The sequence below is a fragment of the Streptomyces sp. B3I8 genome, from assembly GCF_030816915.1.
In the GTDB taxonomy this organism is placed as follows: Bacteria; Actinomycetota; Actinomycetes; order Streptomycetales; family Streptomycetaceae; genus Streptomyces.
Genome location: NZ_JAUSYN010000002.1, coordinates 6,206,896 through 6,221,697 on the forward strand (window position 1 = coordinate 6,206,896; position 14,802 = coordinate 6,221,697).

9 protein-coding genes and 1 pseudogene are annotated in these 14,802 nt (G+C 70.8%); 4 read left to right on the forward strand and 6 right to left on the reverse strand.

Annotated elements, in window-relative coordinates; all coding sequences use genetic code 11:
- Positions 1-42 precede the first annotated feature (42 nt).
- From QFZ64_RS29735 to QFZ64_RS29755, 5 genes are all read right to left on the reverse strand, one after another.
- On the reverse strand, positions 43-3,225 hold the full coding sequence (locus QFZ64_RS29735; RefSeq protein ID WP_307070559.1) for a type I restriction endonuclease subunit R: 3,183 nt from the start codon (positions 3,223-3,225) through the stop codon (positions 43-45).
- The gene (locus QFZ64_RS29740; RefSeq protein ID WP_307070560.1) at positions 3,222-4,475 is read right to left on the reverse strand and encodes a restriction endonuclease subunit S; all 1,254 of its coding nucleotides are present in this window, start codon (positions 4,473-4,475) and stop codon (positions 3,222-3,224) included. Before QFZ64_RS29740 ends, QFZ64_RS29735 begins: the two co-directional genes overlap by 4 nt.
- On the reverse strand, positions 4,472-6,463 hold the full coding sequence (locus QFZ64_RS29745; RefSeq protein WP_307070561.1) for a class I SAM-dependent DNA methyltransferase: 1,992 nt from the start codon (positions 6,461-6,463) through the stop codon (positions 4,472-4,474). The genes QFZ64_RS29740 and QFZ64_RS29745 overlap by 4 nt, the downstream gene beginning before the upstream one ends.
- A gap of 116 nt (positions 6,464-6,579) precedes the next feature.
- Complete coding sequence (locus QFZ64_RS29750) at positions 6,580-9,021, reverse strand: N-6 DNA methylase (protein WP_307070562.1); 2,442 nt, start codon at positions 9,019-9,021, stop codon at positions 6,580-6,582.
- 130 nt (positions 9,022-9,151) lie between these two features.
- Entirely contained in the window at positions 9,152-9,763 is a 612-nt protein-coding gene (locus tag QFZ64_RS29755; protein ID WP_307070563.1) for a TetR/AcrR family transcriptional regulator, read from the reverse strand.
- 96 nt (positions 9,764-9,859) lie between these two features.
- On the opposite strand from QFZ64_RS29755, the gene QFZ64_RS29760 reads away from it, so the two are divergent.
- Positions 9,860-10,594, forward strand: coding sequence for a TetR/AcrR family transcriptional regulator (locus tag QFZ64_RS29760; protein ID WP_307070564.1), 735 nt, complete (start codon positions 9,860-9,862; stop codon positions 10,592-10,594).
- 395 nt (positions 10,595-10,989) lie between these two features.
- Here QFZ64_RS29760 and QFZ64_RS29765 read toward each other — a convergent pair.
- Positions 10,990-11,688, reverse strand: a pseudogene (locus tag QFZ64_RS29765) (CDP-alcohol phosphatidyltransferase family protein); the annotation flags it as partial.
- Positions 11,689-11,832: 144 nt separating this feature from the next.
- Here QFZ64_RS29765 and QFZ64_RS29770 point away from each other — a divergent pair.
- From QFZ64_RS29770 to QFZ64_RS29780, 3 genes are all read left to right on the forward strand, one after another.
- Entirely contained in the window at positions 11,833-12,825 is a 993-nt protein-coding gene (locus QFZ64_RS29770; protein WP_307070565.1) for a zinc-binding alcohol dehydrogenase, read from the forward strand.
- A gap of 263 nt (positions 12,826-13,088) precedes the next feature.
- Positions 13,089-13,487, forward strand: a complete 399-nt coding sequence (locus tag QFZ64_RS29775; protein WP_307070566.1) for a 6-carboxytetrahydropterin synthase — start codon at positions 13,089-13,091, stop codon at positions 13,485-13,487.
- Entirely contained in the window at positions 13,484-14,776 is a 1,293-nt protein-coding gene (locus QFZ64_RS29780; protein ID WP_307070567.1) for a glycosyltransferase family 4 protein, read from the forward strand. The genes QFZ64_RS29775 and QFZ64_RS29780 overlap by 4 nt, the downstream gene beginning before the upstream one ends.
- Positions 14,777-14,802 lie beyond the last annotated feature (26 nt).

The following is a 14,802-nucleotide window of genomic DNA, read 5'->3' on the forward strand; positions in this document are numbered from 1 at the left end:
CGGGACGGGGCCCGGCGGCAAGCCGGACCCCACCACCATCCGTCAGAAGTCGTCCAGACCTTCTTCACTGCGGATCATCCGCCAGGCGGCGCGTCGGGCGCTGCGGTCGAGATTCGACTTGAAGTCGCGGTCCGCACCGAAGTAGCGCCGGCCGAGGGTGTCGATGGTGGACACGTGGTCCATCATGTTCTCCTCGAACTTCTTGTCGAAGACGATGCCGAAGTTGTCTTCGTCGTTGACGGCGGCTGCGGCCCGGACCTTCTTGTCCTCCACGGTGGCCCTGAAGGCGGGAAGGACGTCCTGTTCGGTGAATTCGGTGCCGAACTTGGCGTTGAACTTCTCGATCAGCTCGGACAGCAGCGACTTGTCCGCGTCCTTCGCGCCACCCACGCCGTCGTTGAAGCCCTTGAGTTCGGCAGCGCCCTCCGCGCTCAGGGAAATGTCCACCTCACCCGTCTTCTTCACGGTGATGTGACTGAGGTCGACCTCCCCTATGTCGACGCCGCCGTCGGCCAGGCGGGGGAGCCGGTTGAGCAGGTAGCGGCCGTAGAGGTGCAGCCGTTCCAGCTCGGGGTCGTGGTACGGGACGATCTGCGCGAGGAAGCCGTACTTGCGGACGTAGTCGTTGAGGTGGGCGCGGAAGTCCTCGGCCGTCTCGACGTCGTCCTCCTCCTCGCTCTCCAGCAGCGCGGTGAAGCGGGTGACGGCGGGGGAGAGCAGCCGGTACAGCTCGGCGTGCAGCTTCTCCCACTTGGCCTGGGAGCCGGCAGCCTTCTCCTTCGCCTCGAAGTACGCCTTGGCGAACTCGTCCATGTCCTGCTCCGAGACGATCGGCGCGGACATGACCCGACTCTGGGCCGTGTACAGGAGGTTGGGGTCGGACGGGAGGGTGTGCGCCTCCTCGAAGTACGGCCGGAACGCCTCCTGGATGTCCTCGGCCTCGTTCACGAAGTCCAGGACGGCGAGGTCCGCCTGCGACTTGCGTTCCGCGGTGCGGTTGAGGCGGGACAGCGTCTGCACGGCGGCGATGCCGGTCAGCGTCTTGTTGACGTACATCGTGGTGAGGAGCGGCTGGTCGAAGCCGGTCTGGTACTTCTCCGCGACGACCAGGATGCGGTACTCCTGCTGTCCCCTGCCGCCGGCCTTGGCCGCCTTGTCGTCGGCCCGCGTGTACGCGAACGCCTTCGGCAGCGCGCTCTCCGACAGGCCGCCGTTCTCCTTGCTCTCGGTGGTCTCCTCGCCGTCGATGGTGAGGGAACCGGAGAAGGCGACGAGCACGCCGAGGTCGGGGTACTTGGTGTCATAGTCGCGGTCGGCGATGTAGCTCTGGATCGCGCGGGCCATCTGCACGGCGGAGTGGCGGGACCCCGTGACCACCATCGCCTTGGACCGTCCGCCGAGCAGGCCGCGGGAGTGGGCCACGAAGTGCTCCACGATCACCTGCGCGTGCTGCGACACCGTGTGCTCGTGCATCAGCGCGAACCGGGCGAGCAGGCTGTTCGCCTTGGAGGGGTCCACCTCCTTCTCGTCGCGGTTCAGGTTCGCGAGCTTCCAGTACGTGTTGTACGTGACGTAGTTGCACAGCGGGTCGAGGATGAACCCTTCCTCGATCGCCTGGCGCATGGAGTACGTGTGGAAGGGGCGGTAGACCGCCTTGCCGTTCTCCGTCGCCTCCGTGCCGAACAGTTCGAGCGTCTTGGCCTTCGGCGTCGCCGTGAAGGCGAAGTAGGAGAGGTTCGCGGCCTGCGCGCGCTCCTCGGCCTTGGCCTTCAGCTTGTCGTCCACGGTGACCGTGGTGGCGCCCTTCTCGTCCGTGTCCGCGTCCAGACCGAGGTCACGGAGAGCGGACTTGACGGCGGTGGCCGCGTCGCCGGACTGCGACGAGTGCGCCTCGTCGACGACGATCGCGAAACGGCTCCCCTTGATCTCCGTCGGGTTGCGCTTGACGTAGTCCAGCAGCGCCGGGAACGAGTGCAGCGTGACGGTGACGATCTTGCCGGTGTCCCGCGAGAGGGCGCGGGCGAGCTGCTCGCTCTTGGCACCGTGCTTCTCGTCCACCTTCACGACCAGGCCGTCCGTCTGCGAGAAGCTGCCCACGGTCGCCGAGAGCTGGGCGTCCAGGGCGCGCCGGTCGGTGATGACGATGACCTTGTCGAAGACGGGCTCGCCGGGCTTGATACGCCCGTCGGCTAGTGCGTCGGGGCGCAGGACGGCCGGGTCCTGGCGGGCGTGCAGGTCGCTGAGACGGTGGGCCAGCCAGCCGATGGTGTTCGACTTGCCGGACCCGGCGGACGCCATGATCAGGTAGTTCTGGCCGGCGCCGTGGACGGAGGCGTGCGCGGTGAGCTTGCGGACCACGTCCCACTGGTGGAAGCGGGGGAAGATCGTCGACTTGGTCGTGCCGCCGCCGGGGGTCTTGTGCTTCTGCTGGTGCACGAACCGCTGGAGGAGGTCCAACCAGTTGTCCCGCTGCCAGACCTCTTCCCAGAGGTACGAGGTCGCGTACTTGCTGTGCGCGGTCGGAACCGGGTTGCCGGCGCCCCCGGGCTGACCGGGGCCGTTCGAGCCGGTGTTGAACGGCAGGAACCGGGTGCTCTTGCCGCGCAGTTGCGTCGTCACGAAGACCAGGTCCGGGTCCACGGCGAAGTTCGCGATGACCCGGCGCGTGAAGATCAGCTCGGTGGGGTCACGGTCCGTGCGGTACTGCTCCTTGGCCTGCTCGACGCCCTGACCGGTGAGCGGGTTCTTCAACTCGGCGGTGGCGACGGGGATGCCGTTGAGGAAGAGGGTCAGGTCGAGACGGTGACCCCAGTCCGCCTGCTTGGTGGCGTACGGGAGTTCGCGGACGACGGTGAGGCGGTTGGCCCGGTAGTCGTCCAGGACGGAGTCGGCGGAGATGAGGTTCGGCTTGAAGTAGGCGACGCGGAGGCGGATGCCCCGGTCTTTGACCCCGTTGCGGAGGACGTGCAGCAGCCCGTCCTCGGCGATGGCCCGGTCAAGGCGCTGCGCGAAGCCGCGCTGCGCCTCGTTGGGGTCGCCTCCGTAGACGGTGACGAGGTCGTCCCACTCGTCGGGCTGCGTCTCCCCGATGAAGGTGTACAGCTCGTTCGTGTCGAGGCCGAGTTCGGGGCGGTAGTCGGCAGGGCTCGCCTCCCGCCACCCGCGTTCACTGAGCGCGGCAACAATGGCAGACCCGAAGGCGGACTCGTCGTGCACGGGACTCATGCGCTGACTCCTTCGGTCACGTTGCGCCCGCTGGCGGTGGAGACGTCGAACTGGCCGGTTACGGCGGCGGTGATGAGGGCTTGGCGGCGTTCGCGGAATAGGGCCAGCGAACGGCGGATTGCGCTCTGCACTCCACTGATGGATTGACGGGAGGCTTCCAACTCCGCAACGACCGCAAGTTGAGAGTCAGCTGGTGTCGCGGGAATCTCTACGGACTTGATGTCATCTGCGCGCAGCTTGATAGTCTGTCCCGACTGGCCGCGCAAAAGCAATGCCATATGAGCTCGGACAGGTGCGCTTCCCAGTAGCATAGTAACGAACCGAGGATCCCAATCGTTGGTGACCCGTAGTCGGTACAAAAGATCACTGAGTAGCAATTTGCGCCCGTCAGTACGTGCAAGAGTTGCGACGCCAACGTGTGCCGCCGAGCCGCTGCCTCGCGTCATCAGAATGTCGCCATCCACGACCTTGTAGCGAAGGTCGGGCGTGATGTCAGGCGGAAGGCGCTTGTGTTGTTGAGGTTGGAATGTTCCGGTACTTACGGCGCTGGTCTTGAGTACCGCCCACTCTGAAGGATCTGCTTCCGTCTCCTCACACTGAGGGCTCCAGCCCTGCTCAACGGACATTACGACGCGGCGCAAGGCGACCACGCCATGGGTCGAAATGAGCCCTTCGGTCATCTCGGCCAATTTCGACTGCCACAGATCGCTCAGGCAGCGCAACTGCGACTGCCTTGCATGTGTTAGGCCATCGATACGCGCGGTCGTGTCGTTCAGGTAAGCAGTTATGCGATGTTGTTCTTCCAATGGTGGGACAGTCACCATAAGATGCGTAACATCCTCCGGTGCTGCCCTTTGATGGCTACGCGTTACGGACTGCACGCGAGAGTCAAGTGTCTGCCGCGTTGCCTCTGACTGAAGGAAGTACGCAAGGAAACCGGCATCCAGGTCCTTCTCAGGCCGGAGACCGACGAATTCAGTGGAGGAGACTACGGGTAGCGCTGATGCCTGAACTGTAACGACCCGGCTTTTTCGCGGGTTCAACTTACTGACTAGAACTTCACCGCCGTGCAGCCGCAGTTTGGCGGACTTGATGTCGGCAGTCGACTCAACTCGGCCAGTGCCGATCGCGTCGATCGCGGGGATGCTGTAATGCACCACCCTGTCGCCGAGGTCGGCGGGCTCGACTGTCGTGCGCTTCTCTGACGCGAGAGACCAGAGCGGCGCTGTGCGCCAGCGGTTACCAGTCATTCCGTGACCTCCCCCAGAAGCCCCTGAATCTCTGCCTCCAGCGCCTTCAACTCTGAGTCGATCTCCGCCAACGGCCTCGGCGGTTGATACACGTAGAAGTGCCGCGTGAACGGAATTTCGTACCCGATCTTCGTCTTGCTGTGGTCGATCCACGCATCCGGAACGTGTGGGTGGACCTCTCGCTTCAGGTACTCCTCGACGTCCTCACCCAGCGGCACGTTCTCGTAGTCCCGCAGCTCCGCGTCCGGTTCCGGCTTGCCCTTGATGAGCTGGACCTCGCCCTCCGGGTCCCGTACGCCGATCGCCTCGCGCAGCGCCTTGTTGAACGGGGCGCCCGTCGGCCACGTCGAGCCGGCCTGGACTACCGCGTCCTTCAGGGCGAGCCACGCGTCCGTCTTCTTCGTCCACGAACTGCCCTTGAGCGAGCCGAACGCCTCCGACATCACCGACGCCTGCGGCAGCTTAGCGATGACCTTGGACGACTCCAGCGCCGCCAACGTCTCCTCCGTCACCTCGAACCGGAGCTTCAGCGGGCGCTCGACGGTGATGCGCTGGTAGCCGAACGCCGTGTTGTCGAAGACCTTCACCTTGGCGTGGAGCGGATGCTCCGCGTCCTCCGCCGCAGACAGGGCCTCGCCGTACAGCTTCACCACCGTCGCGATGTGGTCCTTGCCCAGCTCCTTGCGCTTGTCGCCGAGCGACTTGCGCATCTTCTGCCACTGGTCGCGCGCGTCGAGCAGGACGACCTTGCCCTTGTGGTCGGGGCTCTTGCGGTTCGTCAGGATCCAGAAGTACGTGGAGATGCCGGTGTTGTAGAAGAGCTGGTCCGGGAGAGCGACGATGCCCTCCAGCCAGTCGTTCTCCAGGATCCAGCGGCGGATCTCCGACTCACCCGAACCCGCCGCGCCCGTGAACAGGGGCGAGCCGTTGAAGACGATGGCGATGCGGGAGCCGCCCCCGCCGTTGACGTCGACCGGCTTCATCTTGCTGATCATGTGCTGGAGGAACAGCAGCGAACCGTCGTTGATGCGGGGCAGGCCCGCGCCGAAGCGGCCCGCGGAGCCGAGCTTCTCGTGCTCGTCCTCGACGTCTTCCTTGACCTTCTTCCACTCCACGCCGAACGGCGGGTTGGCCAGGAGGTAGTCGAACGTCCGGCGCGCGTGGCCGTCGTCGTTGAAGCTGTTGCCGAAGGCGATGTTCTCCGGGTTCTGGCCCTTGATCATGAGGTCGGACCGGCAGATCGCCCAGGACTCGGGGTTGAGCTCCTGCCCGTACACCTCGACCGTGGCGTCGGGGTTGAGCTCCTTGATCAGGTCGTCCGTCGCGGAGAGCATGCCGCCCGTGCCGCAGGCCGGGTCCATGACCGTGCGCACCACACCGGGGAGCTGCAACGCGTCACCGTCCGGGGCGACCAGCAGCCGCACCATGAGCCGGATGACCTCGCGGGGCGTGAAGTGCTCACCGGCCGTCTCGTTGGACTGCTCCGAGAAGCGGCGGATCAGCTCCTCGAAGATGTAGCCCATGTTGTGGTTGGAGACGACCTCGGGGCGCAGGTCGAGGTCCGTGAACTTACCGATGATCTTGTAGAGCAGCCCGGCGGATTCCAGTCGCTTGACCTGCTGCGCGAACTCGAAGCGGTCCAGCACACCCCGGGCGTTGTCGGAGAACGAGGCCACGTACACCTGGAGGTTCTTCGCCGCGCTGCCCGGGTCGTCCGCGATCTTCTTCAGCGTCAGCGTGGAGGTGTTGTAGAAGGCGTGGCCGGCGGCCTTGCTGAGGAACCTGTCCGCGTTGACCTCCTGGCCCGCGAACTTCTCCACCGTCGCCGTGACCGCGTCACGCGTCGGCTCCAACACGCACTCAAGGCGTCGCAGCACCGTGAACGGCAGGATCACCTTGCCGTAGTCGGACTGCTTGTAGTCCCCCCGCAGGAGGTCGGCGACGGACCATGCGTGGTTCGCCAACTCCGTGTGTTTGCTGCTGTTCAACTGAATCCCCAGATTCCTTCCGGTGTTGCTGTCCCCGCCCCGTCGCGCCGCTCGGTCGTTCGTTCACCCGGCGCGGGTGGTGCCCCATTGTGGTCGATGTGTGAACGTGCGGATACTCACCGCACTTGCCGCGACGCATTCGCGCCTGCCGACGGCAGCAGTTGCCCGCCCGTCAGCCCGCCCGCGAGGAGCCTCGCCGTCTCCTCGGCGAGCCGTGTCGCCCGTTGCGCCTCCGCCCGCAGTTCGTGCACGCGGCGGAACGCCTCCCCGTAACGACGCTGTTCCTCCAGTGCCAGGAGGGGGACGCGCAGTCGGCCGGGGTTGACGGTCACGACCGTACTGCCGGTCGACGCGCCCGCGATGTTGTCCTCCGAGCCGAGGAACCCGGCGAGGAACCACCCGTCGAGGCGGGCTGGGTCCGGGCGGAAGAGGTGGACCTGAGGGCCGAGGAGCGCCCCGGCCTCCGCCTCGCCCGCCACCCGGGCCATCGTTCCGCCGCCGTTGGCCACCGCCCGTACGAGGACGTCACCGGTGGCGATCAACGGTGCCGTCGCGCTGCGGAGTTGTGCGGGGTCTCCGGTCGGTCCTGAGCCGTGCGCGAGGTCCGTGCCGGTCAGCACGGGCCGGGTTCCGTCACCGGCCACGGTTCCGGATTCGCTGCCGTCACCGGTCGCGGCCCCGGACCCGACTTCGGTCCCGCCTCCGCCGCCGTCCCCGTCGCGCCCCCGCGCCCCCTCCGGCACCGTACGCAGCAGCGTCAGCGCGCCGCCCCGGGCGAGGTCCGAGACGGTCGCCGTGCGCCAGTCGCGGGCCGGGCCGTCGGCGGGGTGCCAGTCGTCGTAGCCGGCCGCGCGCCCCAGCGACCTGGCCGTCTTCACCAGGTCCAGGCGGGCCGCGTCGATCTCGGCGGACAGTTCGGCGGGGTCGGCCCCGGCGCGTGAGGCCCGTACGAGACGGGCGGGGGTCAGGTCGACCACGTCGTCCAGCAGGTCGACGACGCCGACCGCGCGGGCGACGCCGGGCTCGCCGTCGAAGGTGTCCGGGTCCGGGTTCTCCAGGAACGCCTGCCACGCGCGCAGCGCACGGTCGGCGATCCGGGTCCAGTCGAGGAGGGCCGTGCGGCCGCCGCCGCTGCTCCGGGTGCGGGATGTCGTACCGGCCGTCGGGTCCGTGGGGGACGCGGTCTCGGCCGTGTCGACGAAGAGGACGGAGGTGCGGTCGGCGCCGCCCGGTTCGGGGCGTTGCAGGAGCCAGATCTGCAGCGGCACGTGCAGCGGCACGGCCGCGCCCACCGGCAGGGAGACGACCGCGCGCAGGGCGCCGGCGCGTACGAGTTCGGCCCGCACCCGGCGCCCCGAGGCGCGGCCGGCCGTCGCCGGGGGCAGGAGCAGGGCCGCGTATCCGCCGGGGGTGAGGTGGGCCAACGCGTGCTGGACCCAGGCGAGTTCGGACTCGGCGCGGGCGGGGACGCCGTACGCCCAGCGGGGGTCGTAGGCGAGGTCGTCGTGGCCCCAGTCGCGGATGCCGTAGGGCGGATTGCACAGGACGGCGTCGGCGAGAAGATCCGGGAAGGCGTCCGCGCGGAGGCTGTCGGCGGCACGGACGGTGATGGTGGCGCCGTCGGCGGTGGTGCCGTCGGCTGCGGGGGCGTGGGCGGTGGTGCCTTCGGCCGGGGTGGTGCGGGGGGTGGGGGTGTCGGCCGTGGTGGCGCGGGCCGGGGTGACGGTGGTCGCGTCGGCGTCGTCGGGCACGGTCAGGGCCAGGCTCACCGCGCTGCGGCGGGCCTGGACGGGGAGCAGGTCCTGGCCGTAGAGCGCGCGGGCGCCGCGCCGGGCGGCCGCCGCGAGCAGGGTGCCGCTGCCGCACGCGGGGTCGAGGACGCGGGCCGGGGTGCCGGGGAGCAGGCGGGCGAGGAGGTCGGCGAGCGGGGCGGGCGTGCGGTAGGCGCCGCTGGCCGCGCTGTCCTCCAACTGCCGTTCCGCGAGGACGCCGAGCGCGGCCTGGCCGCCCTCGTCGCGTACACACGCGTACAGGGCGCGGAGAACGGGGGCGTCGGCGGCCGTGAACGGGGCCCGGCCGGTGTCGTCCCCCGGGACCGCGTCGGCGACGGACCTCGCGTCGCGCTCCGCGCGGGCCGCGAGGTCCGCGTCGGGGAGGCGGACGGCCGCCGCGAGGTCGTCGGGGGAGCGGCGGGCGGCCGCCAGGACGAGGAGCAGCAGCTCGGCGGTGCCGTTCGCGCCGTTGCCGTTGCCGCTGCCGTTGCCGCTGCCACGGCCGCTTCCGCTTCCGCTGCCACGGCCGCTTCCGCCGCCGTCGCCGCCGTGCAGGCGGAGTGTGGTGCGCAGCTCCTCCGCCGGGCTCGCCGCCGAGGCGTGGCCGCGCGAGGCCAGCCAGGCGCGCACCGCCTGGAGGTCGTACAGCGGACTGCTCTCCGTGCCGCCGGACGGCTTCGGGAAGTCCTCGTGCCGGCGGCGCCAGTTGCTGACGGTGGCGCGCGTGACCCCCGCGATGCGGGAGATCTCGGCGGCGGTCACCTGCGCGGACGGCTGCTCTGGCATGACGGTTTCCGGGCCTCTCGGTGGTGGACGGTCCACAACCTACAGCACTCACGGAGGGCGTCAAGGTGTTTGACGGTGCTTTCAGTTCATTGCTTGCGTGGTGGCGCTTCCGGCCCGGCGTTCGTTCCGCTCACTCCCGTGTCAGCGCCCGGCGCCAGTGGTTCGTGAGGTACGGGCGCATGTCGTGCACGTGCACCTGGGCGGAGTCGGGGTCGACCAGTGACTGGAGGGCCAGGCCGCGGAGTTGGGCGACGATCGCGGCCGTCGTCTCGTCGACGGGGAGGTCGGGGCGGATCGTGCCGTCGGCGATTCCGGCGGTGAGGTCCTCGCGGAGGTCGGCGCGGAAGGCCTCGGTGCGGTCGCGGAAGAGGGGGGCCAGGTCGGGGGAGGTCGCCGCCTCCATCCAGAGGATCAGGAAGGCCTTGTTCAGCGGGCGGGCGTGCTTGGCCTGCTGGGCGAGGTAGCCGTCGATCAGGCGGATGAGGCGGTCCAGGCCGGGGGGCAGGTCGGCGAGGCCGGGTACGAAACCGGACTGGGCGGCGCGGGCCAGGCGTTCGACCAGGGCCTGCTTGGAGCCGAAGTAGTGGGTGACGAGGCCCCTGCTGTAGCCGGCGCGCTCGCCGACGCGGGCCAGGGTGAGCCCGCGCAGTCCCTGCTCGGCGACCAGTTCGGCGGCGGCTTCGAGCAGGGCGGACTCGGCTTCGTCACGGCGTTGCTTCTGGGTGCGGGCGGGGGCGGTCATGGGGACAGCCTAGACGACTTACTTGTCAGCCGACCAACAAATGGATGAGTATGGCGGGCATCAGGCCAGGCAACCCGAGAGGCGCCGGACCCCACCATGCCCCCTGCTCACCCGAGCCCGCGTTCCGGTCCCCATGGGGAGTGTGCGGCGCGTGCCTCGCGATCCGATGCGCGGGAGAACCGTGCGCGCCTCGTCGCGTCCGCCCGCGCGGCCCTCCTCGCCGACCCCGCCGCGAGCCTCGCCTCGATCGCCAGGGCGGCCGGGGTGGGGCAGGGCACGCTCTACCGGCACTTCTCCGGACGGGAGGAGCTGCTGCTCGCCGTCCACGAGGCGGAGGTCGCCGCGCTCGTCGAGGCCGTACCGGAGCTGCTGAGCCGGCACGAACCGCTCGTCGCGCTGCGGCAGTGGCTGGAGCGGCTCGCCGACGGGGGCGGGCGGTACGGGCGGTGCCATCCGCCGGTCGTCGCCGCGCTGGACCGGCTCCTCGCCGCGGGCCGGGACGCCGGGCAGGTGCGGGCGGAGGCCACCGCCGAGGAGGTGCTGCTGCTCGGGTCGGTCCTGTGGGAGACGGGTGGGGGCGGGGGCCCTGCGGACGATCCCGGAGGCGGAAGCGGAGGCGGAGACGGTGCTGGTCGTGGTGGTGGCCGTGACCGGGGCGGGGTCGGTGCGGGTGCTGGGTCCGGTGCCGGTGCCGGTGTCGGTGTCGGTGCCGGTGCCGGTGTCGGTGCCGTTCGGCTGGAGCGTTCGGAGTTTCTGGAGCGGCGGGGGCGCATGCTCGGCATGCTTGTCGACGGGCTCCGGGACGCCGGGCCCGGAGGCCGGGACGGCTGAGCCGGGCGGCCTGGCGGACGGGCGGTCATGCGGCTCGGCGGACGCGCGGGTGCGCCGGTGTGCGGGCGCGTGAGTACGCCGGTGCGCGGTCAGGCGTGGCCGGCCAGCGCGGCCGGCCTCGTCCGTTCCGCGGGCGCGGGCTGCGGGATGCGCGCGGCTGCCGATGTGGCCGACACGGCCGACACGGCCGACGCGTGGACGTGGACCGGGACCGGCAGCGAGGCGGTGGCCGGGACCGTACCCGGGAGGGACGCCGACACCGTCACCGGGGCCGCAGCCGAGCCCGTACCCGCGGCCGTACCAGCGCCCGTGCCCGTACCCGCGCCCGGCTGCGCGGCCGACGCCGTCTCCTCCGCCCGCTCCGCGAGCCGTTCGCGCTGCTCGCCCCGCTCGCCCCACAGCCACCCGATGTCCCGTCCGAACGACCACACCAGCCAGCCCAGCGCCGAGGACACCACCACCGCCGACGCCTGGTACGGCAGCCAGCCCGACGCCGCCGCCAGGAGGGCGATGCCCTGGTACGCGGCGACCGTCTTGCGGGCCATGCTGTGCGGGAGGGGGGCGTTCAGCCAGGGCTGGAAGTAGGCCGCCGCCACGAACAGGTAGCGCATCGCGCCGATCAGTAGGACCCACGGCCCCATCGACATCGACACGTACACGCTCAGCACGAGGATGAGGAACGCGTCGACCTCCATGTCGAAGCGGGCGCCCAGTACCGAGGACGTGCCCGTGCGGCGGGCGACCTTGCCGTCGACGCCGTCCAGGATGAGGGCGATCGCCGTCAGGCCCACGAACAGGGTGACCGGCGGCGCGGTCTCGAAGGAGTCCGCGACCAGCGCCGTCACCCCGCCGACCAGCGTGGCGCGGCCCAGCGTGACCCGGTTGGCGGGGCCGAACGAGGTCAGCCGGGAGCGGAGCACGGCGCGGGTGAGGACGGCCCACGTGGCGAGCGCGAAGGTCAGGCCGGTCAGCCAGCCCGCCGGGCTCATGCCCGTCGCCGTGCCCAGCACGGCGAGCAGCAACACCTGCACGCCCGCCCCCACGGTCGTCTCCTGCTGCAAAAGCCTCGCGTCGTATGTGTGGTTCAGGGCCACCGCTCACCCTCCGGCCATGTGTCACCGAGTGACAGTTCAGACAAGTGACAGATTGGATCTTCGCCGCGTACCTTGTGCGCGGCCTTCGTGACTTCTCGTAGCTGCGGTACGTGGCGAATCCGTCGATCGTTCAGAGGGGCGCACATGGAAATCACGGAACGCGCGGAACTCACCGCACGGGCGTTCTGGCTGCGGCAGCCGGGACAGGGCGAGATCCGAGAGCTCGAACTCCCCGCGCCGGGGGAGGGAGAGGTGCTCGTCCGGGCGCTGTATTCCGGGGTCAGCCGGGGCACCGAGACCCTCGTCTTCCGGGGCGGCGTGCCCGGTAACCAGTACGGCGCCATGCGCGCGCCCTTCCAGGACGGCGACTTCCCCGCCCCGGTCAAGTACGGCTACCTCAGCGTCGGGGTCGTCGAGCGCGGGCCCGACGACCTGGTGGGGCGGAACGTCTTCTGCCTCTTCCCGCACCAGACGCGGTACGTCGTCCCCGTCTCCGCCGTCACCCTCGTGCCCGAGAGCGTGCCCGCCGGGCGGGCCGTGCTCGCGGGGACCGTCGAGACCGCCGTCAACGCGCTGTGGGACGCCGCGCCGTTGCTCGGCGACCGCGTCGCCGTGGTGGGGGGCGGGATGGTCGGGTGCAGCGTCGCCGCGCTCCTCGCCCGGTTCCCGGGCGTGCGCGTCCAGCTCGTCGACGCGGATCCGGCGCGGGCCGACGTCGCCCGCGCGCTCGGCGTGGACTTCGCCGCACCGGCGGACGCGCTCGGCGAGTGCGACCTCGTCGTGCACGCCAGCGCCAGCGAGGCGGGAGCACGACGCTCCCTCGAACTGCTCGCGCACGAGGGCACGCTGATCGAGATGAGCTGGTACGGGGACCGGATCGTCGGGCTGCCGCTCGGCGAGGCGTTCCACTCCCGGCGGCTCACCGTGCGCAGCAGCCAGGTCGGCACGGTGTCGCCCCGGGCGCGGTCGGGGCGGACGTACGGCGACCGGCTCGCCCTCGCCCTCGACCTGCTCGCCGACCCCGCCTTCGACGCGCTCATCAGCGGGGACAGCCCGTTCGAGGAGCTGCCGGAACTGTTGCCCCGGCTCGCCTCGGGCGCGCTGGGCGGGCTTTGTCATCGGGTGACGTACGGCTGAGTCGGGGCCGGGCGGCTGCTCGGGCCGGTTCCCGCGAGCGTTCCCTCGGCGTCTGCTTCGGTGCCCGGTCCGGTCCGTGCCCCGGTGCGCGTTCCGCGTCGGCCGGTCCCGTAGCCACCGCTGATCAAGCCGCGCAACCCGCGCTGAACAACCCGCGCCGATCGGCCGTACTACACGGCATGCCTGGCCCGGCGAGGGCCTCCGTTCCCGGAACGGGGGCACCCGCCGGGCGATCAGACGCACCGCACCTGGAGGGTCGTCCGTTGTTCAGCATCACGGTCCGCGATCACCTGATGATCGCCCACAGCTTCCGCGGCGAGGTCTTCGGCCCCGCACAGCGACTGCACGGAGCGACGTTCCTCGTGGACGCCACCTTCCGCCGCCCCGAGCTGGACGACGACAACATCGTCGTCGACATCGGACTGGCCACGCAGGAACTCGGCGCCGTCGTCGCCGAGCTGAACTACCGCAACCTCGACAACGAGCCCGACTTCGCCGAGACCAACACCTCGACGGAGTTCCTCGCGAAGGTCGTCGCGGACCGGCTGGCCCGGCGCATCGAGGACGGGCGGCTCGGCGAGGGGGCCCGCGGGCTGACCGGACTCACCGTCACCCTGCACGAGTCGCACATCGCCTGGGCGAGTTACGAGCGTGCGCTGTGAGCGACGTGATCATCGACCGGAGCGCCCCGACGGCCCAGACAGCCCCGACGGCGCAGACGATGCAGACGGCTCCGGTGGCGCCGACGGCTTCGGTGGCCCCGACGGCAGTTCCCGTGGCCCCGACGGCCCGTCCCACGCTGGACTACGTCCCCGTCCAGCACGCCGCCCTCACGAACGCCGAGATCATCCCCATGTCCCTGCACACCCTGCACTTCGTGCTGCCGGCCGGCGTCGACGACCCCGCCAGGCCCAGCGGCGGCAACGCCTACGACCGCCGGATCTGCCTCGACCTCCCCGGCTTCGGCTGGCAGGTCGTCAAGCACACCGTCGGCGGCGACTGGCCCGACCCCGGCGCCGACGGCCGCGCCGCCCTCGCCCGCACCCTGCGCGAACTGCCCGACGACACCGTCGTGCTGCTCGACGGGCTGGTCGCCTGCGGCGTCCCCGAGGTGGTCGTCCCCGAGGCCGGGCGGCTCCGCCTCGCCGTCCTCGTCCACCTCCCGCTCGGCGACGAGACCGGGCTCGAAGCCGACGTCGCCGCCGCGCTCGACGCCAAGGAGCGCGAGACGCTGCGTGCCGTGTCCGCCGTGATCGGCACCAGCGACTGGGCCGTGCGCCGGCTCGTCTCCCACCACGGGCTCGCCCCCGACCGCGTGCACGTCGCCGCCCCCGGCGCCGACATCGCCCCCCTCGCCTCCGGCACTGACGGCCTCTCGCAACTGCTGTGCGTCGCCTCCGTCACCCCGCGCAAGGGGCAGCACCGGCTGGTCGAGGCGCTCGCGACCGCCACCGACCTGCCGTGGAGCTGCGTGTGCGTCGGCTCGCTCACACAGGACCCCGAGTACGTCGCCGGGGTACGGGAGCTGATCACCGCGTACGGGCTCGGCGACCGGTTCCACCTCGTCGGGCCGCGCTCCGGCGCCGCGCTCGACGCCAGTTACGCCGCCGCCGACCTGATGGTTCTCGCCTCCTACGCCGAGACCTACGGCATGGCCGTCACCGAGGCGCTCGCCCGGGGCATCCCCGTCCTCGCCACCGACGTGGGCGGGCTGCCCGAAGCGGTGGGGCGGGCCCCGGACGGCGGGGTGCCCGGCATCCTCGTACCGCCGGAGGACCCCGCCGCGCTCGCCGCCGAGCTGCGCGGATGGTTCGGCGAGGCCGACGTGCGGCGCCGGCTGAAGGCCGCCGCCCGTGGCCGCCGGGCCGCGCTGGACGGCTGGGCCACCACCGCGCGCAGCCTCGCGGGGGTCTTCGGGCGGCTGCGGCCCGAGTCCCGGGAGGCGGCGTGACGACGAGTGCGAGTGCGGAGGCGGAC